The organism is Streptomyces sp. NPDC017936 (genome assembly GCF_044328485.1).
Classification (GTDB): Bacteria; Actinomycetota; Actinomycetes; order Streptomycetales; family Streptomycetaceae; genus Streptomyces.
In genome coordinates this window covers 286,709-312,249 of record NZ_JBIRHK010000001.1, presented here as the reverse complement: position 1 = coordinate 312,249, position 25,541 = coordinate 286,709, and the positions used below count along the sequence as shown (strand labels likewise).

18 protein-coding genes are annotated in these 25,541 nt (G+C 73.5%); 4 read left to right on the top strand and 14 right to left on the bottom strand.

Translation table 11 applies throughout. The features are described from left to right. Positions 1-126 precede the first annotated feature (126 nt). From ACH4F6_RS01235 to ACH4F6_RS01225, 3 genes are all read right to left on the bottom strand, one after another. Entirely contained in the window at positions 127-813 is a 687-nt protein-coding gene (locus ACH4F6_RS01235) for a TetR/AcrR family transcriptional regulator (RefSeq protein WP_397957722.1), read from the bottom strand. A gap of 66 nt (positions 814-879) precedes the next feature. Next, positions 880-2,058 (bottom strand): saccharopine dehydrogenase NADP-binding domain-containing protein, encoded by a 1,179-nt coding sequence (locus ACH4F6_RS01230; RefSeq protein ID WP_397957721.1) that lies wholly within the window; start codon positions 2,056-2,058, stop codon positions 880-882. Next, positions 2,055-2,744 carry a TetR/AcrR family transcriptional regulator gene (locus ACH4F6_RS01225; RefSeq protein ID WP_397957720.1) on the bottom strand — a complete coding sequence of 230 codons (690 nt, stop codon included), beginning with the start codon at positions 2,742-2,744 and terminating at the stop codon, positions 2,055-2,057. Before ACH4F6_RS01225 ends, ACH4F6_RS01230 begins: the two co-directional genes overlap by 4 nt. 724 nt (positions 2,745-3,468) lie before the next feature. Between ACH4F6_RS01225 and ACH4F6_RS01220 the strand changes: the two genes are divergently transcribed. The 4 genes from ACH4F6_RS01220 to ACH4F6_RS01205 all read left to right on the top strand — a co-directional run bounded on the left by ACH4F6_RS01220 (position 3,469) and on the right by ACH4F6_RS01205 (position 9,689). Continuing rightward, entirely contained in the window at positions 3,469-4,836 is a 1,368-nt protein-coding gene (locus ACH4F6_RS01220; protein ID WP_397957719.1) for a salicylate synthase, read from the top strand. A 58-nt stretch (positions 4,837-4,894) separates the two neighbouring features. Next, the gene (locus ACH4F6_RS01215) at positions 4,895-6,841 is read left to right on the top strand and encodes a BTAD domain-containing putative transcriptional regulator (protein WP_397957718.1); all 1,947 of its coding nucleotides are present in this window, start codon (positions 4,895-4,897) and stop codon (positions 6,839-6,841) included. Between the two features lie 307 nt (positions 6,842-7,148). After that, positions 7,149-8,408 (top strand): cation:proton antiporter, encoded by a 1,260-nt coding sequence (locus ACH4F6_RS01210; protein ID WP_397957717.1) that lies wholly within the window; start codon positions 7,149-7,151, stop codon positions 8,406-8,408. 42 nt (positions 8,409-8,450) lie between these two features. Then, positions 8,451-9,689 (top strand): AMP-binding protein, encoded by a 1,239-nt coding sequence (locus ACH4F6_RS01205; RefSeq protein WP_397957716.1) that lies wholly within the window; start codon positions 8,451-8,453, stop codon positions 9,687-9,689. A gap of 204 nt (positions 9,690-9,893) precedes the next feature. Here the strand turns inward: ACH4F6_RS01205 and ACH4F6_RS01200 are convergent, their stop codons facing one another. From ACH4F6_RS01200 to ACH4F6_RS01150, 11 genes are all read right to left on the bottom strand, one after another. Then, positions 9,894-11,348: an aldehyde dehydrogenase family protein gene (locus ACH4F6_RS01200; protein WP_397957715.1), complete on the bottom strand. Its 1,455-nt coding sequence runs from the start codon at positions 11,346-11,348 to the stop codon at positions 9,894-9,896. A gap of 50 nt (positions 11,349-11,398) precedes the next feature. Further along, positions 11,399-13,135, bottom strand: coding sequence for a thiamine pyrophosphate-binding protein (locus ACH4F6_RS01195; RefSeq protein ID WP_397957714.1), 1,737 nt, complete (start codon positions 13,133-13,135; stop codon positions 11,399-11,401). Further along, positions 13,132-14,499: a (3,5-dihydroxyphenyl)acetyl-CoA 1,2-dioxygenase DpgC gene (gene dpgC, locus ACH4F6_RS01190; RefSeq protein ID WP_397957713.1), complete on the bottom strand. Its 1,368-nt coding sequence runs from the start codon at positions 14,497-14,499 to the stop codon at positions 13,132-13,134. Before dpgC ends, ACH4F6_RS01195 begins: the two co-directional genes overlap by 4 nt. 26 nt (positions 14,500-14,525) lie before the next feature. Next, the gene (dpgB, locus tag ACH4F6_RS01185) at positions 14,526-15,230 is read right to left on the bottom strand and encodes an enoyl-CoA-hydratase DpgB (RefSeq protein ID WP_397957712.1); all 705 of its coding nucleotides are present in this window, start codon (positions 15,228-15,230) and stop codon (positions 14,526-14,528) included. 71 nt (positions 15,231-15,301) lie between these two features. After that, complete coding sequence (gene dpgA, locus ACH4F6_RS01180) at positions 15,302-16,387, bottom strand: 3,5-dihydroxyphenylacetyl-CoA synthase DpgA (RefSeq protein ID WP_397957711.1); 1,086 nt, start codon at positions 16,385-16,387, stop codon at positions 15,302-15,304. 129 nt (positions 16,388-16,516) lie between these two features. Beyond that, on the bottom strand, positions 16,517-19,303 hold the full coding sequence (locus tag ACH4F6_RS01175) for an AAA family ATPase (RefSeq protein ID WP_397957710.1): 2,787 nt from the start codon (positions 19,301-19,303) through the stop codon (positions 16,517-16,519). A 228-nt stretch (positions 19,304-19,531) separates the two neighbouring features. Further along, positions 19,532-21,043, bottom strand: a complete 1,512-nt coding sequence (locus ACH4F6_RS01170; RefSeq protein WP_397957709.1) for an MFS transporter — start codon at positions 21,041-21,043, stop codon at positions 19,532-19,534. Positions 21,044-21,129: 86 nt separating this feature from the next. Next, positions 21,130-21,789 (bottom strand): isochorismatase family protein, encoded by a 660-nt coding sequence (locus tag ACH4F6_RS01165; protein ID WP_397957708.1) that lies wholly within the window; start codon positions 21,787-21,789, stop codon positions 21,130-21,132. Positions 21,790-21,816: 27 nt separating this feature from the next. Next, positions 21,817-22,344 carry a flavin reductase family protein gene (locus ACH4F6_RS01160; RefSeq protein WP_397957707.1) on the bottom strand — a complete coding sequence of 176 codons (528 nt, stop codon included), beginning with the start codon at positions 22,342-22,344 and terminating at the stop codon, positions 21,817-21,819. Between the two features lie 173 nt (positions 22,345-22,517). Continuing rightward, positions 22,518-24,203, bottom strand: a complete 1,686-nt coding sequence (locus tag ACH4F6_RS01155) for an NAD(P)/FAD-dependent oxidoreductase (RefSeq protein WP_397957706.1) — start codon at positions 24,201-24,203, stop codon at positions 22,518-22,520. 35 nt (positions 24,204-24,238) lie between these two features. Next, the gene (locus ACH4F6_RS01150; RefSeq protein WP_397957705.1) at positions 24,239-25,516 is read right to left on the bottom strand and encodes an NAD(P)/FAD-dependent oxidoreductase; all 1,278 of its coding nucleotides are present in this window, start codon (positions 25,514-25,516) and stop codon (positions 24,239-24,241) included. Positions 25,517-25,541 lie beyond the last annotated feature (25 nt).

Here is a 25,541-nt window from a genome sequence, read left to right as displayed (position 1 = left end):
CGTGTGCCGGGGGGGGGCAGGGTCCCCCCGGGGCCCGGGGGCGCGGGGGGGGGGGCGGCCCCGCCCCGGGGGGGGGGGGCCGGCCCCCCCCCGGGCCCCCGGCGGGGGGGGGCGCGGGCCCCACGGTCATGTCGCCTGCCGCGCCCCGCTCGCCCGCGACAGCAGTCCGTCGACGATGGCCACCAGACCGGCGCGGTGGGTGTCCTGTGTGGTGATCTCGTCCCACCGGTCGGCGAGTGAGGCGAGCCGGGGGAACTCCTGCGGCGTCAGGGCGGCGAACGCCTTGTCGCGGTGCGGCGGCCGCTCGAGCCCGGCGCGGTGCCGCTCGCGGTTCACCCGGATGGTGAGTTCGCCCGCCGTGTAGTACCAGATGACGCGGTAGGCGTAGACGGCCTCCTCCGGGGTGAGCCCGCACCGGATCCCGGCGTCGATCATGTTCTCCACGATCCACAGCGCGGACACGGCCATCAGGTCGTCGGAGGCGAGGACCTCCACGATCCACGGGCACTCGGCGAGGATGTCGTGCAGCGCCTGGCTCGCCGAGATCAGCCGTTCCCGCGGATCGTCGGGCAGCGGGGGGCGCGGGAACCGCTGGGCGTGCCGTTCGAGCAGCAGGAGCAGCAGTTCGTCCTTGTCGCGCACGTAGTGGTAGAGCGCCATCGCCGTGCTCGACAGCTCCTGCGCGAGCCGGCGCATCGACAGGTTTTCCGGCCCCTCCTCGTCCAGGAGGCGCTGGGCCGCCGTGAGGATGGCCTCCTGGGACAAGCGGGGCGGGCGGCCGGTTCTGCCGGTGCGTCGGGTCTGAGACGTCATCCCTGTGTCTTCCTGTTGTTCGTGCCGGATCCGGAACGGGGCGTCGGCCGTGGGGCGGTGGCGGCCTCAACCGGGGCGCCGGGCGGCCGGCGGCGCCGTCGTCGTCCTGCCCGGCTCGCCCGTCGGGACCTCCGTCGTCCGCGCCGTCGTCCGCGGGAGGTGACGCACGATCCAGTCGGCGGTGTCCCTGGGGGGCAGCGTAGCCGCCATGACGTGGACACCCGACGGGACCCGGCCCCTCGTGACCTCGTGCGCGGTGATCGAGGCGAACACCCCCACCAGTCCGGTCACGTCCGTGCAGTGCAGGAGCGCGCTCCTGCGCACGCCGGCGCCGTCGGCCCTCGTTCCGTCGAGCGTGCCGTACATGACCTGGTACGGGGAGCTCCCGGCCGCGTCCCGCAGGCTCGCCCTGGCCAGTTCCCGGGCGGCGGCCATGAGCGCCCGGTCCTCGCCCGCCGCCGGCCCCCGCAGGGCGAACCGGTCCAGGAAGGCGGGCACTCCGGGGCCCTTGAGCACCTCGTGCCAGCGGGCCTCCCGCAGCCGCAGCAGGTAGGCCTGCTGCCGCAGCTCCTCGGGGAGGACGCGGCGGACGGCGACGGCGTGGGCGGGCGGTTCGGCGGGCGACGCGAGGGCCTGCGGCACGTCGAGGGTCTCCTCGCCCCGCGAGCCCTGGCCGTCGCACGTCGGACAGTCCTCGGGGTGCCCGTCGCCGGGCAGGTCGACCGCCCGGCGCTTGCCGAGCAGACAGGAAACCGCCGTGTGCGGCGGGATCGCGCCGAGGCCGCCCCACCAGCCGCTGAAGCGGGTCGCGGAGTCGAGCCCGTCGGCCAGCCAGCGCGGCACCCAGCCGGCCAGGGTGCCCGAAAGACCCGTGAAGAGCACGGCCGAACACGGCCCCGACGGGGTGCGCGAGCCGCCGTCGTCCGTCATGCCGACGTAGTGGACGCCGGCCGCGAGGACCGCGGCGCGGACCCGGCCGCGGAGCGAGAACGCGGTCCCGGAGCAGTCGAGCACGGTGTCGCAGCCCCGGACGAAGTGCATCAGGCTCTGGCTGTCGCGGGCGTCGACCACCGCGGCCTCGGCGCAGTCGCCGAGCCGGCGGGTGAACCGCCAGGCCCGGTCGGCGGAGCGTCCGCCGATCCGCAGCCGGTAGCCGCCGCCGTCGGCGAGGAAGCGGGCCGCGGCCGCGCCGACGCGCCCGTACCCGCCGAGGATCCCGATCATGGGTGCCGTCTCGATGCTCATGCGTGTTCTCCCGGATGTGTCGGACGTCCGCCGAGCAGTCCCTCGACGATGTCCTCCAGGGCCTCCCGGTGGGTGTCCCGCGCGGTGAGCGAGGACCAGCGGTCGGCGAGCGAGGTCAGACGGGGGAAGGCGTCGGACGACAGGGTGGCGAAGGCCTGCTCGCGCCGGGTGGGGCGGGTCAGTTCGGCGTGGTGCCGGCGGCTGGTCGTGCGGATCAGCAGGACGCCGACCGTGAAGTGCCAGATGGCCTGATGCGCCTGGGCCGCCTCCTCGAGGGTGAGACCGCACTCGACCGCCGCGTCGAGGAGGGCCTCCATGACCCACAGCGCGGACACGGCCAGGAGGTCGGGGGAGGCCAGGATCTCGTTCAGGAAGGGGTACTGGGCGAGGACGTCGTGGAGCAGCTGGGCGGCCGCGAGGAGTCTCTCGCGCGGATCCTCCGGCAGGACCGGCCGGGCGTGGCTCCGGGACCGGTGGGCGACCAGCAGGAGCAGCAGTTCGTGCCGGTCGCGCACGTGGTGGTAGAGCGCCATCGGCGTGATGGACAGCTCCTTGGCGAGCCGTCGCATCGACAGCCGCTGGGGTCCCTCGCTGTCGAGGATGTGCAGCGCGGCCGTGACGATGGCCTCCTGCGAGAGGGGCGCGGACTGCCGCGCGCCGCCTTTGCGCCCGTTCCGGGGCTTCATCCCTGGTTCTCCCATCCGAGTCGTGGAGCCGTCCGTCCGCGCTCCGACCGCCGGCCGGATCACTGCGTTGTGCTGGGTCGTTCGGGGCGGGGGTGACAACGGCAGGAGTCCGGGCTACAGTTATTGTACGCGTACGACTTACAAGTATAAAAACCCGAGGGAGGGGGCTCGGCGTTCGGATGGGACGGGCTCCGTCGCACACCGCTGTCACCCGGTGCGGCGGACGGGGCCAGGCGGCCCGGTCAATCCCCCGTGCAAAAGCACCGGGCCGCCTCCACATCGTTTTCCGTGGAGGGAATTGAATTCAGCCAGAGTGGCGCTGCGCGCAATGTCTGTCGAGCGAGGGAAAGTCAAGCCACGGTAAAGTCTCGAAGGTGTCATGGAATGTTGTTGATGCGGAGATAAGTCCTTGGGTAGAGTCGGCCTCGGTTCGGCCGCTCTTGGGGTTTGCAAGCGGGAGTCACAGGGGTATTCAGCCGCCGGGGTGATGGTGTTTCTGGCGGTCGGCCTCCTGTGAAACAAGGCTTCACGGGGTGTTTTCGCATGCCCAAATGTCCCTTCGGGCTGCGCTGGTGGGCTGGTCGCCGCCTGCGGAATCATCGCGTGATGACTTTCCCGTAACATGGACTTCACCACCTCCTTGAATTCTCCTCGGAGGAACGGTCGAGTGTTTTCCGCCCTTGTAGTGGTCAATTTCGGTCGTTAGCTCCAAGGAGGAAGAACCGTGGTTCTGTCGTACCAGACGAATACCGTGCGCACGGGTGTCGAGCCACTGGTCGCGGCGACGAGTCTCGCCGCGTCGGGCCTGTTTTCCACTTATGTCGTGTACGAAGCGGCGGACGGCTGGTCGGTGGCCGGCGGCACGGCGGCCGAAGTCATACTCAAGCCGGACACCGTGCGATGTACGAAGGACGGCACCACCGTGGAGCGCCCCTGGCAGGGCGACCCGCTGGCCCAGGTCCGCGAGTTCCTCGACGGCCTGGAGCTGGCCGACTGGCGGGCCTACGGCTGGAGCGCCTTCGAGCTCGCCTACGCCGTCGCCGGCCGTCCGGTCGACAACGACGTCCTGCTCCACCTCGTCGTCCCGCGGACGGAGACGCGCCTGTCCGGGAACCACGCGCTCGTGCGCGGTCTGGACCCGCAGGAGATGGCCCTCGTCGAGAAGACCCTGACCGGCCTGGAGCCGGAGGCGGCCCCCCGGGGCCGGCCCGTCGACGTGGACATCGAGGCGGGCGCCGACGCCTACCGCGGCTCCGTGGCCGCCGTCGTGGACCGCATACGCGCCGGGAAACTGCAGAAGGCCGTCGTCTCCCGGATCGTCCCCGTCACCGCCGACGTCGACTTCACGGCGAGCTACCTCGCCGGACGCCGCGCCAACACCCCCGCGCGCTCCTACCTGCTGAACATGGGCGGCCTCCAGGCCCTGGGATTCAGCCCGGAGACCGTCGTGGAGGTCGAGCCCGACGGCACCGTCTCCAGCCAGCCGCTGGCCGGCACCAGAGCCCTGACCGGCGACGCCGACCAGGACCGGCGGCTGCGCGAGAACCTCCTGGCGGACCCGAAGGAACTCCACGAGCACGCCATCTCGGTGAAGGTCGCCGTCGACGAACTCGCCGGGCCCTGCAAGCCGGAGACGGTGGTCGTCCAGGAGTACATGGTGATCAAGGAGCGGGGCTCCGTGCAGCACCTGGCCTCCAGGGTCGTGGGCCGGATGCCGCGGGAGGCCGGCCCCTGGGACGCCTTCGCCGCCGTCTTCCCCGCCGTCACCGCCTCGGGCGTGCCCAAGCACCCCGCGTACGACGCCATCACGGCCGTCGAACCGCGCGAGCGCGGCCCCTACGCGGGCACGGTGATGACGCTGGCGCAGGACGGCTCCATGGACGCCGCGCTCGCCCTGCGCAGCGTCTTCCGCCGGAACGGCGAGACCTGGCTGCAGGCCGGCGCCGGCGTCGTCGAACAGTCCCTCCCCGAGCGGGAGCTGGAGGAGACCAGGGAGAAGCTCAGGTGCGTGGCCGGGTGCCTGGTGGCGCCCGCGGCCGAACGCGCGGCGGCGGCGCCGGACGCCGCGCCCGAGAAGCGTCTGTACGTCTGAACCACCGGCAGGAGCGGATCCGGTGACCGTGACCACGATCTCAGGAGGCGACGGGGCCATGCCGACAGCGGGGGAGCCCTTGGAAGTGCAACTGCTCGGTCCGGTCCGTGCCTGGAGGCACGGAAGAGAGGTCGTCCTCGGACCACCCAAGCAGCGAGCCGTGTTCGCGTTGCTCGCCGGCCGGGCGAACGACGTGGTCAGCGTGGATCACATCATCGACGCGGTGTGGGGCGGAGACATCCCGCAGACGGCGGCCAACGGCGTCCACACCTACGTGGCCGGACTCCGCCGGATCCTCGAGCCGCAGCGCAGCCGGCGCGAGAGCGGCGAACTGCTGATCTCGACCGCCGGCGGATACGCGCTGCAGACCAATCCCGAGGCGGTCGACGCCACGCTCTTCGCCCAGCGCCACGCCCAGGCGCGGCGCGCACGCGCCGAGGGCAGGCTCCAGGAGGCGCTGGAGACCGCCGAGTCCGCCCTGTCCCTGTGGCACGGGGAGGCGCACTCCGGCGTTCCCGGCCCGTTCGCGGCGATGGAGCGGACGAGGCTCCAGGACCTCAGGCTCACGGCCGTCGAGGAGTGGGCCGCCGACATGCTGGCGGCGGACCGCCCCGTCGAGGCGGTCACCGTGCTCCTCGGCGCCGTGGCCGAGGAGCCGCTGCGCGAGAAGCTGCGCTGGCTGCTGATGACGGCGCTGTACCGGTGCGGACGCCAGGCGCACGCCCTGGAGGTCTACGCCGAGACCCGGCGGCTGCTGCGGCACGAGCTCGGCATCGACCCCAGCGCCGAACTGCGCACGCTGCACCAGCAGATCCTGACCGGCAGCCCACTCTCCCCGGGCGGAGCCGCCCGCGCGAGCGCCGTCGTCGCCGGGGGCGCCCGGACCGCCGCCCCGGAGCCCGCCGCGCCCCGCATGGTGCTCGCCGAGACCCCCCGGCCCGCCCAGCTTCCCCCCGTGGCCAGGGGGTTCGTCGGGCGTCACCGGGAACTGGAGCACCTGGCACGGCTGCTCACCGAGAACGACAGGCGGGGGACCTCCACGCCCATCGTCGTCATCGACGGCCCGGCCGGAGTGGGCAAGAGCGCCTTCGCGCTCGAACTGGCCCACCGGCTGTCGGAGCACTTCCCGGACGGGCAGCTCTACGTCGACCTGCGCGGGACGAGCATGGAGGGCCGTTCGCTGAGCGCCTCCCAGGCCCTGCTCCAGGTGCTGCGCAGCCTCGGGGTCGACGACGCCCGCATCCCCGCGGATCCCGTGAGCCGCGCGACGCTGTACCGGAGCCTGCTGCACGGCAAGCGGGTCCTCGTGATGCTCGACGACGTGCTCAGCGCCGACCAGTTGCGGCCGCTGATCCCGGGCGGCTCCTCCTGCGTGCTCAGCACCGGCCGACAGCGCCTGGGCGGGCTCGCCGTCCGCGACGGCGCGCATCTGCTCCGGCTCGACCCGCTCGGCACCCAGGACGCCCTGGCCCTGCTGCGGTGTCTCAGCGGGGACCGGCTGCTGCGTCAGGAGGCCGTGGCCAGGCGGCTGGTGGGACTGTCCGGCGGACGGCCCCTGACGCTGCGCATCATGGCCGAGACACTGGCCGCCAACCCGGACGTGCCCCTGACGGCGCTCGTCGAGCGCTTCGCCGAGGAACACGGCCGGCTCGACCGGCTGGCGTCGGGAGGCGACGCCTCGACCAGCCTGCACGCCCTGTTCGAGACGGCGTACCAGGCGCTGCCCGACGAGGCGGCGAGGATGTTCCGGCTCCTCGGGCTCTTCGGCGACGGGACGATCACCGTGTCGGCGGCGGCCGAGCTGACCGGCACCGGCGAGCGGGAGGCGGCCGGCACGCTGAGGCTGCTCGCGCGCCGCCACCTGCTCGTCGAGGACGACCGGGGTACCTACCGGTTCCACGAGCTGATGCGGCTCTACGCGGCCGAGTGCGCCGAGCGCGAGCCGCTGACCCACCGCAGCGCCGCCGTCGCACGTCTGCTGCAGGCGACCGCCTCGGTCGCCTGAGGACCGGGACCGTCCCGCCCCCGGGGGTGCGACGCGGGCCACGGCGGCCTCGCCGCGTCCGCACGCCCGGGGCGTACGGACGGCCCCCGCCCCGGTGGCACTCGCCCGGACGCCGGACGCCGGTCCGCCCCGGGCCACGGGACCCCCCGGGGGTCCCCCGCGTTACCGCGCCCCGTGACACCTCCCCCTGGTCACGGGGCGCCTCGCATGCCCGGGGCCGGGGACCCGTGACCGGCCCCCGGCGGGGCGTCGCGGGCGTTAGAGACCGTTCAGAGCATCTGTAGGCGGCTGAAGGAGAGTGGTCGCCATGGACGGTAATCAGGTGGCATTGCTCCTCTTCGACCTCGCGTTCATCCTCGCCCTGGCCCAGGCACTCGGGCACCTCGCCACCAGGATCGGACAGCCGCCCGTGGTGGGCGAGATCCTCGCCGGCGTGCTCCTCGGGCCGACGCTCCTGGACGGAGCGGTCTCCGACGCACTGTTCCCCGACGGGATACGGCCGTTGCTGAGCGCGATGGCCGACGTCGGCGTCACCCTGTTCATGTTCGGAGTGGGACTGGAGATCGAGCGCCAGGCGCTGCGCGGCCGAGGGCGGATGGCCGCGGTCGTCAGCCTCGGATCGACGGCGGTGCCGTTCGTCCTCGGCACCGGCCTCGGCTACCTCCTGCTGCGCCACCACGAGACCGACCAGAAGGCGGCCTTCATCGTCTTCATGGGCCTGGCCGTGTCCGTGACGGCCTTCCCCGTGCTGGCGAGGATCCTCACGGACCGCAAGCTCACCGGCACCACGCTCGGCGGCATCGCGCTGGCCGCGGCGGCCCTCGTGGACATCGTCGCCTGGACCGCCCTGGCCGGGGTGCAGGCCGCGATCGGCGGCGGGGGCGCCCACTGGCGGGTGGCCCTGATGATCCCGTTCGTCGCGGTGCTCGTCCTGGTCGTACGCCCCTGGCTGCGCCGCACGCTCCGGGGCGACGGCCGCGGGCCCGCCGCGTCCTGGTGGTACGCGCTGGTGCTGGTCGGCGCCCTGCTCTGCGGCGCGGCGACCGAGGCCATGGGCATGCACTACATCTTCGGCGCCTTCCTCTTCGGCCTGATCATGCCGAGCGAGGACGCGGACCGGCTGCGCGCCGACCTCATGCAGCGCACCCGCACCGTGACCTCCGTGCTCCTGCCCGTCTACTTCGTCGTCGCCGGACTCAAGGTGGACCTCAGGCAGTTCGGCTGGGCGCAGATCGCCGAACTGGCCGGTGTCCTGGCGGTCGCCGTGCTCGGCAAGTTCGGCGGGACCTACCTGGGCGCCCGGAGCACGGGGCTGCCCGCGAGGGCCGCCACGGCGCTCGCCGCGCTGATGAACACCCGCGGCCTCACCGAGCTGGTCATCCTCGGCGTCGGGCTCCAGGCCGGGCTGCTCGACGGCGGCCTGTACTCCCTCATGGTCGTCATGGCGCTGGTGACCACCGCGATGACCGGTCCGGTGCTGACCCGGACGTACGCGAAGCCCGTGATCGTGCCGGAGACCACGCCCGGGCCGTCCGACCGCTCCCCCTCCGTCACCCCCGCCGCGTAGCCGGCGGAAGCGGGACAAGGACCAGAAGGAGAAGAAGCAGACATGCTCTCGGCCGAACTCGGGGAATCCGTCCGCCCAGGCACCCGCCGTCAGGATCACCAGACCGGGTCGGTCCGGACACTCGACGGACTCTTCACCCGGGCCGCCCGGCGCCACCCGCGGGCCGTCGCGGTGCGCGAGGGGCCCTACACCCTCTCGTACGGCAAGGCCGACCTCCTCTCCGCCCAGCTCGCCACGGCGCTGCTGAGCGCCGACGTACAGCTCGGGGACCCGGTCCTCGTGCACTGCGCCGACCACCGGCAGGCGCTCGTGGCCCACTTGGCGGTCATGAAGGCGGGCGGGGTGTGCGTCCCGGTGCCCGCCGGCCTCACCGTCGGCCAGACCCGCCGGATCGCCGTGGTCAGCGGCGCCGACACGGTGCTGTGCAGCCGCGCCACCCAGGCGGTGTGGGAGCAGGCCCGCCGCCGGCGGTTCGCCGTGGACGACGCCGAACTGTGGAAGCGGCTCGGAGCGCGCCCCGTCGACCGGGCGCTGCCGCGCTCCGCGCCCGCCGAGCCGGCCTACCTGCTGGCGGCACGGACGGACGGGGCGTGCAGCTCGGGACACCTCGTGGACCACCGGGCCTGGCACCTGGCGATGGCCGCCAGGTCCGATCAGGCCGGACCCGCCGGCCGGACGGTCGTCGTCGCCGAACATCCCACCGGGCCGGCCACCCTGTCCGCGATGTGGTGGGCCTTCGGCTCGGGCAGCACCCTCGACGCGCGGCCCGACGCCCCCGTCGCGGGTCTCGACGGGGCCGTCGCGGTGTACGACTCGCAGGAGTACGCGCACGTGCTCGACGCCCTCGCGCGGGAACCCCGCCCGCCGCGGCCCCGGATGGTCCTCCTCGTGGGCGCCCCGTGCGCACCCGGGCTGGTGGCCCGGCACGCCGAGATCCTGCCCACCACGGTCCTGCGCGCCGAGTTCGCGCCCGGCGGGAGCGTGCTGCCGTGGGCGGTGAGCACGCACCCCGCGGAACAGGGCACGTCCTGCGGCGGGAGCCCGGTGGTCGGGGCGGCCCCGGGCGTACGGCTGAGCGTGCGCGGAGCCCTGGGGGAGGACCTCCGCGGCGGGCAGCCGGGGGAGGTGTGCGCCCGGGGGCGGACCCTGCCCTTCGACGTCATCGGCGACGGCCCGGCGCCCGGCCGCGGAGGCGCCCTCCTGCGTTCCGGCTTCGCCGGCCGGCGCAACCCGGACGGAGGCGTCGTCCTCACCGGCCTCAGCCCCGCGGACGCCCCCTAGCACCCACCCCGTGAGCCGGGACGACGGAGGAGGGCGCCCCCCCCCCGGGGGCGGGCCCCCCCCCCCCCCCCCCCCCGCCCGCCCCCCGCGCCGGGGGGCCCACGCCCCCCCCCCCCCCCGGGGGGGGGCCGCGGGGGGGGGCCCGCCCCCGGGGGGGCGGCGCCCTCCTCCGTCGTCGCACGGGGCGCGGCCCCGGGGGCGGTGTCAGGCAGGCCCGTCGCTCCGGGCCGTGATCCACTGCCACTGGGTGTACGAGTCCCAGGCGAACTGCGCCCCGTGCCGGGCGCCGTTGCCCGAGGCGCCGAAGCCGCCGAAGGGCACCACCGCCTGGTGGTTGACGGTCTGGTCGTTGACGTGGATCATGCCGGTGCGCAGCCGGTCGGCCAGGCGGAGCCCCCGTTCGGCCGAGCCCGTCCGCACCGCCGCCACCAGGCCGTAGTCGGTGTCGTTGGCGACGGCCACCGCCTCGTCGTCGTCGCGGACGACGACGACCGGCGCCACCGGACCGAAGATCTCCTCGGTGAACGCGGGCATCTCCCGGGTGACCCCGGTCAGGACGGTCGGCGGGTAGAACGGCCCGTCCGGGACGCCGCCGCACCGGACTTCGGCGCCGGCCGCGGCGCTGTCGCGGACGATGCCGTGGACGCGCCGCAGCTGACGGGCGTCGATCACCGGGCCCAGGTCGACCCGGTCGGTCCACGGATCGCCGACGGTGAGCCGCCGGGCCTCCTCGACCAGCCGGCGCACGTACTCCCCGGCGACCGACGCGTGCACGATGTGCCGCCCCGCCGCCATGCAGATCTGGCCCTGGTGGAAGAAGGACGCGAAGGCTCCCGCCGCCGCGGCCGCGTCCAGATCGGCGTCGTCGAGCACGATCAGCGCGTTGTTGCCGCCGAGCTCCAGCGAGACCCGCTTGAGGGTGCGTCCCGCCACGGCTCCCACCTCCCGGCCGACCGCGGTCGAGCCGGTGAACGACACCATCGCCACGGCCGGGTCGGCCGTCAGCGCGCCGCCCGCGACCGCGTCGCCCGGCAGCACGTGCAGAACCCCCTCCGGGAGCCCCGCCTCCTCGAAGAGGCGCGCCACGACCAGGCCGCCCGAGACCGGGGTGCGGACGTCCGGTTTGAGGACCACGGCGTTGCCCAGGGCGAGCGCGGGGGCCACCGCGCGCAGGGCGAGCAGCAGCGGCACGTTCCACGGGCTGATCACCCCGACCACGCCCAGCGGCACCCGGCGGGCCACGCTGGACCGGCCCGGCGCGGACGGCAGGACCTGCCCGTGCGGCTGGGTGGGCAGCGCCGCCGCCTGCAGGAGTTCCTCCACCGTGTCCGCGATCTCGGTCTCCGCCTTCGCCCGTACCGCGCCGCCCTCGCGGACCAGCCACCGGACGACCTCGGCGCGGTGCTCCTCCAGCACGGCGGCCGCGCGCCGCAGCACCGCCGCCCGGGCGGCGGCGGGGAGGGCGCCCCACGCCGGCTGCGCCCGCGCCGCCCCGGCCGCGGCCCGCGCGACGTCCGCGGCGTCGGCGACACCGACCCGGGCCAGCGTCTTCCCGGTCGCCGGTTCGGTCACCTCGACGACGGCGTCGCCGGACGCGGACCGCCAGCCGTCGCTGAACACCGTCCCGGCCGGCCCGACCGTGTCGACCAGGCTCGTCATGGCTTCCTCCTGATGTTCCGATGTCGTCTTCGGGTCCGTCCGCACGCCCGTCAGGCACTGTCGGCGTGGCTCGTGACGGGGACGTCGATGAGGACCGGCTCCGCTCCCGCTGCGGCACGCGCCACGGCCTCGGCGAGGTGGTCCGTCGAGCGGGCCCGCACCGCGGTGATGCCGAAGAACTCGGCGACGCGGGTGAAGTCGAGCTCCGGCGGCGTGAGATCCAGGCCGTCGGGGGTGCCCGGTGTTCCGTCCGCGAGGCCCAACAGGCCCGCGGCGGGCGTCAGATCGAGCCGCGGCGGCGTGAGCTGCAGGCCGCCGGCGCTGCGGCGGGCGGCCCGGCTCCGCTCGCGCCGGGCGGCCGTCTCCTTCAGCGTGCGGTACTCGCCGTTGTTCATCACCACGAAGGTGACCGGGACCCGGTAGTGGGCGGCGCTCCACAGGCCCTGGAGCCCGAACAGGGTGCAGCCGTCACCGAGCACGGCCACCACCGGGCGGCCGGGATCCCCCATCCGGGAGCCGATCGCGGCGCCGATGCCGGAGCCGAGCCCGCCGCCCACCGTGTGGACGTAGGACCGGGGACGCTCCAGCGGCAGGACGCTGCGCAGCAGCAGCCCGCTGGTGATCGCCTCCTCCACCACGACGCAGCCCGCCGGAAGCCCGCGGACCACGGCGTGGACGGCGGCCAGCGGGTCCATGGGGGCGTCGCCGCGGCGCCGCAGCGCGCGCTCGCGCACCCGCGCGCGGGCGGCCTCGTGCACCCGGCCGATCGCCTCGGCGCGCGACGGCGCCTCCGGCACCTTCCCGGCGAGCTGCGACGCGAGCGCCGCCAGCGTGGTCCGGACCCCGCCGACCAGGCCGAGCGCGACGGGGAAGGTCCGCCCCGGCTCGCCCGGGTCGTCGTCGAGCTGGATGACGGCCGTGCCGGCGGGAATCGGCGAACCCGGCTCGTAGTGGTGCGCCATGAACGCCCGGGTGCCGGCGATGAGCACCACGTCGTGGTCCTCGAGGGCGGCCCGGATCGCCGAGTAGCGGGCGTCGAGCATGCCCGCGTACAGCGGATGCACGGTGGGGAAGTCCACGCCGTCGTGCATCGGCTGGTGGAAGACGGTCGCCCCGGTCGCCTCGGCGACCGCCACCAGCTCGGCCACGGCGTCGTCGCGTCCCACCCCGTCGCCGGCGACGATCGCCGGGCGCCGCGCGGCGGCGAGCCGCTCGGCGGCCTCCGGCCATCCGGCGGCGGGACCGAGGCCGCCGAGGTGCGACCGCGGCGCGGGCGGGGCGACGGGCGTGTCCTCCTCCAGGAGGTCCATCGGGACGGAGAGGAAGACCGGGCCCGCGGGCGGCTGGACGGCGAGCGCGAAGGCCCGCCGGAGCATGCCCGCGAGGTCGTGGGCGTGCTGGACGTCGAAGGTGTGCTTGACCGCCGCGCGGGCGATCCCGGTCAGGTCGCCGGAGAGCATGGGGTCGTGCGCCAGATGGCGGCGGTCCTGCTGTCCCGCGGTCACCACCAGCGGCGTCCGCGAGCGCGTGGCGTTGAGGAGCCCGACCAGGCCGTTGGCGAGGCCGGCGGCGATGTGCAGGCTGACGAAGGCGGGACGGCCGGTGGCCCGGGCGTACCCGTCGGCCATCGCGACCACGGAGGCCTCCTGCACCCCGAGGACGTACTGGAGGTCGGGGGCCGCCGTGACCGCCTCGACGAAGGGGAGTTCCGTCGTGCCCGGGTTGCCGAAGACGCGGGTCACGCCTTCGTCGCGCAGCACCTCCAGCATCGCGTCGACGGGCCTCACGAGCCGCTTCCCGTCCGCCGCTCGGGGGACGCGCCGGCGCTGAACCGGTCCACCTTGTCGATGACGTCGGCGCTGTACAGCCGCAGCGACTGCTCGAGTGCGAACTCGGCGGCGTACGCGCGCAGGTGGTCCATCGGCTCCTCGGCGAGATTGATCATGTGCCGGTTCGGGACCACGGCCGGGCTCGCCAGGCGGGCGACGGCGGCCTCGACGCTCGCGTCCATCAGCTTGGGGTCGACCACCTCGTCGCAGACGGCCCCCGCCTCGGGCTCGTGCGCCCAGAGCTTGCGGCCGGACAGGATGACCTGCCGCGACAGCCGCCCGCCCGCGAGCGCGGTCAGCCGGAGGTTGGCCATGCCCGGCACGATGCCCTCCTGGGCCGCCGGAAGGCTGAAGTAGGAGTCGGCGGCGGCGACGACGTGGTCGACGGCGAACAGCAGCTGCATGCCGCCGCCGATGGCGAAGCCGTCGACCGCGGCCACCCACGGCTTCTCCACCAGGGGCCGGGGCCAGGCGCCGTCGACCCGCACTCCGCGGATCAGCTTGTGGAGGTAGCCGAGTTCGCGGCGGAGCAGGAAGTCCACGAACGAGATCCGGCCCTGGTGCAGGTCGACCAGGTTGATCCCGGCGCAGAAGACCCGGCGGCCCTGGTAGCGCGGGTGGGTCATCTTCCCGCCGCGCAGCACCCCCACCTCGACCCGGTCGTCGAGCAGGGCCAGGTCGACGGCCGTCTCCAGGTCGTCCACGAGCTGGTTGTCCTCGGCGTTGAGGAAACGGCCGTTGCACAGGGTGAGGTGAGCCGCCCGGTCGACCCGTTCCAGCCGTACGGTGCCCAGTTCGAGGTTCCCCGTCCGGTCGAACTCGCCCAGCAGCGACCGGGCGCGCAGGGTGGGCCGCAGCAGGGCGTGCATCAGATGGGGGCCGGCCTGCGGCGACCGCAGCACCCAGTGGAAGAAGATGCCCTGGTCGATCTCCCGCCCGTCCTTGTCGGCCTGCGTCGCGCACGCGCGCTCCGCCGCCATCTGCGCCTCGGTCGGGGTGAGGCCGGGAAAGGCCTCGGACGCGGCCAGCACCAGCTCGGACAGCGAGCGCTGCTCCCGCAGGCCCCCGGTCAGCTCGTGGTAGACCCGCTCGGCGTGCCGCTCCATGAAGGCGCTGCGCAGGCGCCGCTGGTCGTCGATCACCTCGGCGGCGAGCTGCTGCTGGCCGGGATCGCGCCCGGCCTTGGCCGGGAGTTCCGCGAGCACCTTCTCGGCCTCGGCCGTGTACGCCCTCAGGGCGTCGGCGTCCGCCCTGAGGGAGCCGCTGAGGACCGGTGCCTGCGCGGACCACCGCGCCACGCCCGGTACGGGAGACACCGTCATGCTCCCCACTCCTTCCGTGCCGCTCATCACGCGTTGCCGCGGGCGCCCGCGAACTCGCCCCTGGTCCGGCGCAGCGTCCGGTCGCAGGCGGCGAGATGCTTGCCCAGCGCCTCCTCGAAGCCGGTCACCCCGGCCTCGAGGACGAGCTGCCGACGGATCGCGAGCTCGGCGGCGTCCAGCCGGGCGAAGCGCCCGGCCAGCCGCGCGGCGACGGCCGCCGGGTCCTTGGCGGTCTGGTCGATCAGCCCGACGGCCAGGGCCCGCTGCTCGGACAGCTCGGCGCCGAACAGGACGAGCCGGCGGGCGTGCAGCCCGCCGAGCTGGTTGGTGAGGCGGTGCACGGCCATGCCCGCCCAGACGCCGTCGTTGTTCACCGGCACGGCGATCCGCAGGCCGGGCGCGCCGATGCGGTGGTCGGCGGTGAGCAGCACGTCGAGGGCGGGGCCGCTGCAGTAGCCCTCGACGGTCACGATCTTGGCGAAGCGGCCCTGCTCGAGCCGCCGCAGGGCCTTCTCCCAGCGGCTCACCACGTCGATCCCGACGTCACCGGGCCAGTTCCGGGCCGGGCCCGTGCCGTGCAGCCGGATCACGGCGCTCGTCGTGCCCTGCGCGTCCTCCAGGCGGTCGCAGAGCGCGTTGACGTCGGCGACCAGCAGGGGGCACAGGGGGCGGGTGCTGTCGATCTCGAGGGTGTGGGGGGACGGGGCGGGGGCGAGGTCCGAGGAAGACATGTGTGAGTCCCTGGTCGTGGGTGGCGTGTCGGAGAGGAGCCGGGAAACGGAGGGTGCGGCGCGGGGGCCGTTCAGTAGCGGACGAGCGCCGTCTCGAGCGTCGAACCGGGGCCCATCGTCATGAGGACGCCGTAGTCGCCGGGGCGCGTCACGCCTTCCCGCATCTGCTGCTCGTACGAGAAGAGGAAGGAGCCGCTGGAGAGGTTGCCGTAGTCGCGCAGCACGTCGGTCGTGTGCCGCACGTCGTGCCGGGTGAGGCCGAGGTTCACCGACACCGAGTCGATGACCTTCTTGCCCCCGGAGTGCACCAGCCAGTGGGCGATCTGACTGCGCCGCAGCCCGGTCCCGCTGAGCAGGGACGACACGACGCGCTCGGCGTGCGCGCCCACCACGTAGGGCACGTCGCGGTCCAGGTAGAAGCTGAACTTGCCCTGCTCCTCGTCCCAGTCGTAGCGCATGGCGTCCACGGCGTCGGGGACGATGCAGCTGGCGTACTTCAGCACCTGCGGGCCGGGCTTCTCCGGGTCGTGCGAGACGGCGATCGCCGCGGAGCCGTCGCCGAAGAGGCTGTTGACGACGGAGGTGCGCATCGTGCCGTCGAAGACGTACGCGGCCGAGCACACCTCGATGCACACCATCATGGCGATCTTCCCCGGGTTGGCCGAGGCCCAGCCGGTGGTCGCGTTGAGGGCGTTGAGGCCGGCGTTGCAGCCCATGCCGACGATGTCGAGGCGGCTGCAGTCGGTGGGGATGCCCAGTTCCCGGATGAGCAGGGCGCTGAAACCGGGCGTCAGCAGACCGGTGGAGGTCACGCAGACCAGGTAGCCGATGTCGCTGACCGCGGCCCCGATCCGCTTCAGGCAGGACTGCAGCGCACGGGCGCCCATGTCGGTGCCCCGGGCCTTGTGCTTGGCGAGCAGTTCGCCCTGGGTCTCCGCCCGCGGCCGGCCGTCGTCACCGTACGGCGGAACGTTCAGGAAACGCCGGTCTATCGCACTGTTGAGGAAGACGGAACGGATCCTGCTGTCCTGGATGCCGTACAGGTCCAGGAGATCCTGCTGGGAATAGGAGGAATCCGGGGTCGCGGTTCCGACGCCGAGAATGGTCGGTCCGCTCCGCGATGCCGCCCAGGGGGTCGTGTCTTCACCGAGGATCATTCTCACTGCCCCTCGCTCATGTCGGTGGAAAGGCTCTCGATGCTCTGTGAAACAGTCGCGGATTAAGCCTAGTTGAATGATCCGTGGCTGCGGATACCCCAATTTCTGTGAAGGCGGTCACCGTGTCCTCTAGGGGGAATAGGGGGGTGAATCCGAAAACACTTCCGCGAGTAAGGGTTCCGCCCCTGTCGTGTTTTCCGGCGTCTCCCAGAAGACCGGCAGATCGGTGCGGCGGCGCACCTGGAGTTTTCTGTAGATCTGGGTCAGATGCTGCTCGACGGTGCTCACCGTGATGCACAGCCGCTGCGCTATCTGCCGGTTGCTGTGACCGTGCGCGGCCAGGGCCCCGACCCGGCGCTCGGCCGCGCTGAGTTCCGCCGCGCGCTCGCCGCCGGGGCGGGGCTCCGCGAAGGCCGCCCCGGCCGGCGGCGTACCCGCCAGGCCCGGCTGCAGGGACCGGGCCAGGCGCTCCGCGTGGCACTCCCGCGCCGCCCGCCACGCCCGGCGCAGGGTCGGCCTGGCCCGCCGCCCGTCACCGTTCGCGGCGTAGGCGTTGCCGAGGTCGGCGAGGGCGTGGGCGAACTCCACCCGGTCGCCGGCCGCCTGGGAGGCCCGTGCGGCGTCGTCGAGCAGGGGCGGCCGCTCGTGCGGCTCCAGCGTCGCGGCCAGGTGCCGCAGTGCCCGGCCGAGGGAGCGCTCGTCGTCGGCGGGGAGGCCGTCGAGCTGCTCCTCCAGGAGCGCGCGCGCCTCGTCCCGGCGGTCGAGGTGCACCAGGGCCTGGGCGGTGTCGATCCGCCAGGGCGGCTGCCGGGGGCCGTCGGCCTCCCAGTCGCGCAGCAGCCGGCCGCAGGTCCGGAAGTCGCTGAGCGCGGCGTAGGGCCGGCCGACCGCCAGGTGGTACTGCCCGCGCGCCCGCAGGTAGCGCAGGCCGAACGGCGTCTCGAGCAGCGCGGCCGGCACCGGCGCGTTCAGGTACGCGGCGGCGTCCTCGTCGCGCCCGGTCTCCACCGCCGTGGTGAGCAGACAGGCGAGCGGCGCGCCCGCCAGTACGCCCCAGTGCGCCCGGGACGTCTCGTCCAGGGCCGCGGACGCGAGCTCGCCGGCGGCCCGCAGGTCGCCCTGGAGCAGCGCCGCGTCGGCGCGCGCCGCCGTGAACAGGCCCTGCCACCGCGGGCCGTCGTGCCCCGCCGCGTCCGCGAGCATCGGCAGGCACCACGGCGCGACCGTCGCCAGGCGCTCGGGCCTGGCCAGCGCCAGCAGGGCCAGGGCGATCCGGGAGAGCGGCTCGTCGGTGCGCAGGTCCTGCCAGAGGTGGTCGCCCGACACGGCCACGTCGCCCCGCACCGCGGTGAGCACGGTGCCGACCAGGGAGGGGGCGGCGCGGGGGTCGACGGGCGCGGCGGCCGGGGCGCCGGCGCCCGCGCGGCGGCGCCGGGCGGGATAGCACAGCTCCAGACAGGCGCGCACGGCACCGAGCCCGGCGGCCGTCGGCCCGGTCGCCGTCGCGGCGAGCCGGTCGAGCAGCGTGCCCGCCTCGTCCACCCGGCCGTGCCACAGCAGGTACTCGAGCACGGCCAGGGGCTGGTGCCCCGTCAGCAGACCGCGGCCCGCCGCGTCCGCGAGCGGGCCGAGGTGGCGCACGACGCGGGCGGGCGCGACGCGCCACTCGGCCTCGGCGAGCACCGCACGGCTCACGGCGCGCTGCTGCTCGTCGTCGGCCAGGGAGTGGGCCAGTTCGAGGCAGTCGAGGGCGAAGTCGACCTGGCCGCTGGCCGTGGCGCTGGCGGCGGACTCCCGCAGCACGTCCGGCGCCCAGGGTTCGCGGGTGTCCCCGGCGGCGATGAGCTGGTGGGCGATCGAGGTGGAGCGGCCGCCCTCGGCGTGCAGCATCGCGGCGGCGCGCCGGTGCCACGCGACGCGCCCGGGCGCTCCGAAGTCCCGCAGGACGGCTTCCTGGGCGGCCCGGTGCCGGTAGCGGCCCCGGTGCAGCAGACCCGACTCGTCGAGCAGTTCGACGAGCGCGCGGGCCTCGATGACGCCGGTTCCGGCGAGCCGGGCGAGGAACTCCGTGCGGTGCGTCTCGCCGACCACGGCGACGGCCCGGGCCACGGCGAGCGCGTCCGGTTCGAGGCGGTGCAGACAGCTCACGACCCGTTCGGCGAAGCGGTCGCCCACCACCAGACCGGTGGGCGGCTCCCTCACCGCCGAGCGGGCGGACGCCTCCCAGTCCTCGGCCAGCGCCCTGACGAGCAGGGGGTTGCCGCCGGTGACGGCGAACGCGCCCGAGGCCAGGCTGTGCGCCACGTGCGCGTCGAGGTCGTGGGCGAGCAGTGCCGCGACGCCGTCGCTGGTGAGCGGGGCGAGCCGGATCTGCGTGCAGTACGGGTGGCGGGACAGCTCGGTGCGCAGGTGCGCGTGCCGGGCGCCGGAGCGGTCCTGGTCGCCGAGGACCATCATGACGCGCGACCGGCGCAGCCGCCGGGCGAGGAAGAGCAGGCACTGCAGCGAATCGGCGTCCGCGTGGTAGACGTCGTCCACCCCGATGAGCAGCGGCTCCTCGGCGCTCATGTCGAGGAAGACCCGTGAGACGCCCTCCAGGACCTCGGGGCCGGCCGTGCCGTCCGCACGGGCCCCGCCGTCGATGACGGCCGCCGCCCGCCGGGCGTACCCGGCGTCGGCGCCGTGCAGGAGCTGGCTGAGGAGGCCGAAGGGCAGGTGGCGTTCGGTCGGCGAGGCGGCGGCGCCGAGGAAGCGCACCCGGGGACCCGCCACCCGCTCCGCGAAGGTGTGCAGCAGTTCCGTCTTGCCGACCGCCACCGGGCCCCGGAGGACGACGACGCTGCCGGCTCCGTGCAGACAGTTCTCCAACAGGTCGGACAGCTGCGCGAGTTGGGGATCCCGCTCGACCAGCACCATCCGTGTGCACCTCCTTGCGCCGTGACGGCTCCAGTCTGCGCGGAGCCCTCTGAAGGAGTGCTGGACGTTCTCTCCCCGCGGCCGGCGGGGTGTGCGGGAGGGGCCGGTGCCCGGAGAGGGCGGTGTCCGGGAGCGGACGGTGGGCGCGGGCGAGGCCGTGCACACGAAGGACCGGCCGCGCGGGTGCCCCTGCGCGGCCGGTCGGGTGGTGGGTGAGGACGAGGGGCGTCAGTTCCGTTCCGCCGGGGTCGCCTCCTCCTTGCGCGCGCCGGGACGGGGGGTGCGTCCGGCGTCCTTGCGGGCCGCCGGGCCCGGTACGGGGCCGGCGCTCGTGCGGGGGAGGAGGAACACGGCGACGAGGACGGCGAAGACCAGCAGACCGCCGTTGGAGGCGAACACCCTGCCGTACCCGTCGGTGAGCCGCGAAGCGGCGGAGGCGGACGCGGAGGCGTCCGAGGTGGCGGCGGCCGCGACCGTGCTCATCGCGGCCAGGCCGATGCTGCCGCCGAGCTGACGCGCGCTGTTGAGCAGGCCCGACGCCATGCCGGCCTCGTTCGGGGCGACCCCCGCGGTCGCCGCGTTGGCGATCGGGACGAGGAGCGGGCCGATGCCGAAGCTGGTCACCAGGGACGGACCGAGGACATCGGCCGGGAAGGTGCCGTCGGGCCTGATCCGGCTGAACCAGAACATCCCGACGGCGCCGATGATCCCGCCCACGATGAGCAGCTGCCGGGGCGAGAACCGGGCGAGCAGCTTCACCGCGTACAGCGACCCCACGACGAGACCGAGGCAGAACGGCAGGAAGGCGAGGCCGGCGCTCAGCGCACCGAACCCGAGGACCTGCTGGAGGTAGAGGGAGACGAAGTAGAAGGAGGTGAAGATCGTGATGGAGACCATCATCATGTAGAGGTTGGCGCCGGCCACCGACCGGTTGGTGAGCACGCGCAGCCGCAGCAGCGGTTCCTTGGCGGCGGTGCCCTCGTAGACGAAGAAGCCGGTCAGCAGGACCGCCGCGACGACCAGACCGGCGATCGTGCTCGTCGAACCCCACGACTCGGTCTCGGTCCTGACGAGCGCGAAGACCAGCAGCGACGTGCCCAGGGTGGCCAGGACCGCGCCGACCACGTCGAGCTTGCGCGCGGTGTCGCCCGCACCGGCCGCCGCCACGTGCCGCCGCGCGAGCCACATGCCGACGACCGCCATCGGGACGTTCACCAGCATGACCCAGCGCCAGTTCAGGTACTCCGTGAGCAGACCGCCCACCACGACGCCGACGGCGGCGCCGCCGGCCGTGACGGCGCTGTACACCCCGAAGGCTTTGCCGCGCTGCGGCCCGGCCGGGAAGCTCGTCGTCAGGACCGCGAGCGCGGCCGGGGCGATCAGCGCCGCGCCCACGCCCTGCACGGCACGCGCGGCGATCAGCTGGCCCGGGTCCTGCGCGAGACCGCCCAGGAGCGAGGTGACGCCGAAGAGCGCGAGACCGATCAGGAGCAGTGGCCTGCGGCCGAACCGGTCGGCGGCCCGTCCGCCCAGGAGCAGCAGTCCGCCGAAGGTGAGTGTGTAGGCGTTGACCACCCAGGACAGTCCCGACTCGTCGAAGCCCAGCGCGGTGCGCATCGACGGCAGAGCGACGTTCACCACCGAGACGTCGAGCGAGACCATCAGCTGGGCCACCGAGACGGTCCACAGGACCCCTCCGGGGCTTACGGCCCGTTCCTCTCGTGCCGAGTTTTTGTACATGTAAAAATAGTAGCCCCGCGGAATGGTCTTGTCGAGCGGGGACGGAGGGGCTCCCCGCACGGGGAGGCGTCCGTGCGGGGAGCCCCTCATGCCCCGTACGCGGGGGCGGCGCGCAGCAGCTCCGCCGTGAGCTGTCCGGTGGTCTTCACCGCCGCGCAGCAGCTCGCCGCCCAGGCGAGCGCCGCCCGGTGCTCCCGGGCGCTGAAGTCCGCGACCGCGTCGGCCGCGAGGAACACCTCGAGGTTGTGGCTGAACGCGTCCACCGCCGTGGTGACGCAGCCCAGGTGCGCGTACACGCCGCAGATCACGAGCTGGTCGCGGCCCAGCCGCCGCAGCTGCCGCTCCAGGCCCGAGCCGAAGAAGGCGCTGTAGCGCCAGGCGGACAGCACGGCGCCGCTCACGTCCGGGGCGAGCTCGCTCACGATGGCCGCGTCCTCCAGGACGTCGTCGAGGCCCTTGCCCCAGAAGTCCGTGAGCAGACCGCGCTCGCCCGGCGCCTGGGTGCCGGGCTGCACGGTGTGGACGACCGGCACGCGCAGCCCGCGGCAGGTGTGGAGCAGGGCCGAGCAGTTGGCCAGCAGGGCGTCGAGCGGTGACGTGCCGCGGGCGTACGGCCGCAGGAAGAAGCCCTGCATGTTCAGGATGAGCAGAGCGGCCCGCTCGGGGTCCGCGACCCAGTCGACCCTGTTCTCGACGGCCGGGTCCGGACCGGGCATCGGATACGGATGGATCACGGGGACGTCCATGGTCTGCCGTTCCCTCCGCCGCATTCGTCAGGAGATGAAGTCGTACGACAGGAAGCCGTTCTCCATGTCCTCCGCCCAGGACCCGTACCGGCGCATGCCGTAGAGCAGGGGGATCGGCCGGCGCAGGGAGGTGACCCGCGTGGCGCGGGCCATCACCACCGTGTGGTCGCCGACGGCCTGTTCGGCGGTGACCGTGCAGTCGGCGATGGTGTGCGCCGCCTCGGTCAGGTGCGGCCCGCCCTGCCGGGCCGGCGCCCACGGCACCCGGTCGAACCGGTCCGCGGCCCCCGAGCCGAACAGCTCGGCGGTGGACCGGGCGTGCTGGTGGAGCAGGTTCACCGACAGCGACCCGCTGTCCAGGACCGCGCCGAGGGTGGGACTGCCGGCGCGCAGGCAGACGAGCAGGGTGGGCGGGTCGAGGGCGACGCTGCACAGTGACGTGCACGTCATCCCCCAGGGGGTGCCGTCCGGGGACTGCGCCGTCACCACGGAGACGCCCGTGGGGAATCCGGCGAACAGACGGCGCAGATCGGCTTCGTACCGCTGGTGCGACATGGTTCCTCACTCGCCTCGGTCGGCAGGGATGCGGACGGGGAAGGGCTCCGGCCCTCCGGTTCCGGACCGCCGGACGGCCTCGTGGGGAAGGGGGGTGTCCACGAGGCCGTCCGGCGGGGGGAGGCGCCGGGGCCGCGACAGCGCCCCCGGCGGGCCGGGTTCGGGGACCGGGATCAGTAGTCCGCGGAACCGGCCCCGGCCTCCGCCTCCTTGGCGAGCGCCATGCCCCGGGCGGCGTTGAGCATGCGCTTGCCGATCTCCGGCGGCGCCTGGGTGCGCGACCACTCCTCGGCCGCCTCCATCCGCTCCCGCGTCATGTTGAAGCAGCGGTTCTCCGGCGAGCCGAACTTGTCGGCGTGCGCGATGAAGTCCACTTCCTTCTGGATGTACTCGTGGATGCGCGCGGCGGCGTCGCCCGGCTCGACGGTCCCGGCCTCGACCGCCTCGCACAGCTCACGGGTCAGCTTGCCCATGCGCACGAAGGTCTCGCTGATCGGCAGGGGGGACCCCGGGTTCCCGGACCGCTCGGTCTCCAGGAAGACGTCGGGGTCGCCGGTCTCGCTGAACCGGTAGTAGGCGTCCTCGACCATCATGTTGCCGCTCATCGTCCCGAGCATCCAGGTGCGGTTGACGGCGTTCCACAGCTCGTAGTGCCCGAAGCCGACGAACGAGCTGTAGACCAGGTCGTCGTGGAAGTCGAACAGCCCCTGGTGCAGGGCCTCCACGTGGGCGAACCGCTCCTTGGACCAGTCGCCGTCGCGGGAGGCGGCGATGAGCCGCCAGCCCAGCGCGTTGACGAGCTCCAGGGTGTTCGCCAGGCCGCGCGAGTACAGCGCGTCGATGAAGCCGGCGGCGTGGGACGTCAGGCAGTAGCGGTCGCCGACGACCGTCTTGGCCGAGTACTGCAGCCGGCCGGTGGAGACCCACGGACGGACCGTCTTGGCGCCCTCGAACTGCCAGGCGATCTCGGGGAACCGCGCGAGGAAGTCCTGGAACTCCTGCTCCGGGGGCGTGTCGCCCTTCGGGTACTTCCGCGGGTCCAGGGTGAGGCCGACGCTGCACAGCGGGTTGCGGGCCGCGTCGTGGTTGTCGAACGGGATCACCCAGAGCCAGCCGCCGTCGAAGACGTGGTGCAGCGTGCCGTGGTGCCAGGGGCTCGGCTGGTCGTGCTGCTGCGCCGTGGGCGAGTCGTCGAACGGCTTGACCCCGATCATGTGCGTGAAGAGACAGCGCGAGTGGGTCCGGGCGCGCGTGGGCGTCTCGCGCAGCTCGAACTTCTCCGCGAGCGGCGAGCGGAACCCGCTGCCGTCGACCACGTACGAGGCGCGGAACTCCTCGCCGTGCTCCGTACGCAGGACCGCGCCCTCGTCCGGGTCGACGTCGATCTCGGTGACCCGGGTCGCGAGCCGCGCGTCGGCGCCGTACGTGAGCGCGACGTGGAACAGGTGCGCGTCGACGTCCTGGCGGAACAGGTGGGTCTCGGTGCGCAGGTCGACCGGGACCACGAGCTGGTTGATCTCCTGCGGATTCTGCGGCTGCCCCTCGCGGTGGTAGACGAAGCCGAAGTTCTGCTTCTGGCCGCAGTTGGGGGAGATCTCCTCGATGGTCCCCTTGTAGTGCGACAGGGCCTTCAGCTCGGGCACGTCGTAACGCTTGGCGATGAGCCGCGCCATGCCCGAGGTGTACGGGATGGTCGACTCGCCCACCGCGAAGCGCGGGTGGGTGCCCGCGTCGAGGATGAGGGTCTTCACCCCGTTGCGGGCGAGCACCGCGCCCAGCATGCCGCCGGCCATGCCGCTGCCGAGGATCACCACGTCGTACCGGTCTGTCGCCGCGGAGGCGGAGTTCTTGCCGTGCACCAGTTCTTCCTTCCCGTTGAGGGGCGGTCGGTCGCTCAGTTCCCGGCGGTGGCGGAGGGCTCGGTCTGCGGGACGAGGTCGTCGACGGTGATGTCCAGGGCGAGGTGCTTGCCGCGCAGGCCGGCCAGGAGCGTGACGAAGTCGTTCGCCGGCGTGTTCTTCTGCTCCGGGTCGATGATCGACTGGGCCAGCTTGTGGTAGTCCTCCTTCTTCAGCGACCGGTCGTAGAAGCGCTCCACGAAGGAACGGACCTCGTTGAAGAAGCTCAGGTAGGCGGTGGCGTAGCGCTTGAGCGCCACCTCCTCGATCTCCGGGTACTGCAGCACCTTGTCGATGACCCGGGACAGGATGCTGCCCGCGGTCGTCGCCAGCGCGACACCGGTCGAGATCAGCGGGTCGACGAACGCGGCCGCGTCGCCGACGGCGGCCCAGCCCTTCCCGTAGACGGTCTGGTTCGTGTACGACCAGTCCCGGGCGCTGCGGAAACCGGCCGACTGGCGCGCGTCGCGCAGCATGTGCTTGAGCTTCGTGGTCTTCTCGACCTCGTCGCGGAAGAGCTGCTCCAGGCCCTGGTCGCTGTCGCCGGCGACCGTGCTCGGCGTCACGAAACCGACGCTGACCGTCCCCTTGTCGAGCGGGATTCCCCAGAACCAGCCGTTCTCGATGCCCTCGATCAGGATGTTGGTGTACTGGTCGCCGGGCAGCCGCTCGCAGTTGTCGAAGTACGTCCACACGGCGACGTTGCGCAGCTTGTCGTGCCAGTGGATCTCCGAGTACTTGCGGGTGAGGACGCGCGCCTGGCCCGAGGCGTCCACCACCATGGAGGACCTGACCTCGTAGGTCTCCTTGCCGCCGCGCACCGTGAAGCGCACGCCCGTGACCCGGTCGTCCTCCTCGACGGGCTCCTTCACCGTGGCGTCCTCGACGACGTACGCCCCCAGCTCCCGCGCCCGGTCCAGGATCACCGAGTCCAGGTCGGCGCGCCGCGTGTGGTACGCGAACGGGTACTCGCCGCCGTCGACGAAGGAGAAGTCCCAGGCCGCCTGCTCGCTTCCCCAGACGAACGTGCCGCCGTACTTGCGCTCGAATCCGCGCTGTTCCAGCCGTTCGGTCAGCCCCATTTCCGCCATGGGGGCCATCACGACCGGGATAAGCGATTCACCGACGTGGTAACGCGGAAAACGCTCTCGGTCGAGAATCAGCACCTTGTGGCCGCGCTTGGCGAGAAGTCCGGCGGTGGTGGCGCCGGCCGGGCCGCCCCCGATAACGATGACATCGAATTCAGTGGGTATGCCAGTGAGACTGGACGGCATGCTCGACCTTCCCGATCCGAAACGT

What these genes read in the sequence shown, in the direction of transcription:
- ACH4F6_RS01215 (WP_397957718.1), top strand. Translation starts at nt 4,895, where the DNA reads ATGCCGACAGCGGGGGAGCCCTTGGAAGTGCAACTGCTCGGTCCGGTC.
- ACH4F6_RS01170 (WP_397957709.1), bottom strand. Translation starts at nt 21,043, where the DNA reads ATGTACAAAAACTCGGCACGAGAGGAACGGGCCGTAAGCCCCGGAGGG.
- dpgC (WP_397957713.1), bottom strand. Translation starts at nt 14,499, where the DNA reads ATGACGGTGTCTCCCGTACCGGGCGTGGCGCGGTGGTCCGCGCAGGCA.
- ACH4F6_RS01175 (WP_397957710.1), bottom strand. Translation starts at nt 19,303, where the DNA reads ATGGTGCTGGTCGAGCGGGATCCCCAACTCGCGCAGCTGTCCGACCTG.
- ACH4F6_RS01150 (WP_397957705.1), bottom strand. Translation starts at nt 25,516, where the DNA reads ATGCCGTCCAGTCTCACTGGCATACCCACTGAATTCGATGTCATCGTT.
- ACH4F6_RS01160 (WP_397957707.1), bottom strand. Translation starts at nt 22,344, where the DNA reads ATGTCGCACCAGCGGTACGAAGCCGATCTGCGCCGTCTGTTCGCCGGA.
- ACH4F6_RS01200 (WP_397957715.1), bottom strand. Translation starts at nt 11,348, where the DNA reads ATGACGAGCCTGGTCGACACGGTCGGGCCGGCCGGGACGGTGTTCAGC.
- ACH4F6_RS01210 (WP_397957717.1), top strand. Translation starts at nt 7,149, where the DNA reads ATGGACGGTAATCAGGTGGCATTGCTCCTCTTCGACCTCGCGTTCATC.
- ACH4F6_RS01165 (WP_397957708.1), bottom strand. Translation starts at nt 21,789, where the DNA reads ATGGACGTCCCCGTGATCCATCCGTATCCGATGCCCGGTCCGGACCCG.
- ACH4F6_RS01230 (WP_397957721.1), bottom strand. Translation starts at nt 2,058, where the DNA reads ATGAGCATCGAGACGGCACCCATGATCGGGATCCTCGGCGGGTACGGG.
- ACH4F6_RS01225 (WP_397957720.1), bottom strand. Translation starts at nt 2,744, where the DNA reads ATGAAGCCCCGGAACGGGCGCAAAGGCGGCGCGCGGCAGTCCGCGCCC.
- ACH4F6_RS01205 (WP_397957716.1), top strand. Translation starts at nt 8,451, where the DNA reads ATGCTCTCGGCCGAACTCGGGGAATCCGTCCGCCCAGGCACCCGCCGT.
- ACH4F6_RS01235 (WP_397957722.1), bottom strand. Translation starts at nt 813, where the DNA reads ATGACGTCTCAGACCCGACGCACCGGCAGAACCGGCCGCCCGCCCCGC.
- dpgB (WP_397957712.1), bottom strand. Translation starts at nt 15,230, where the DNA reads ATGTCTTCCTCGGACCTCGCCCCCGCCCCGTCCCCCCACACCCTCGAG.
- dpgA (WP_397957711.1), bottom strand. Translation starts at nt 16,387, where the DNA reads ATGATCCTCGGTGAAGACACGACCCCCTGGGCGGCATCGCGGAGCGGA.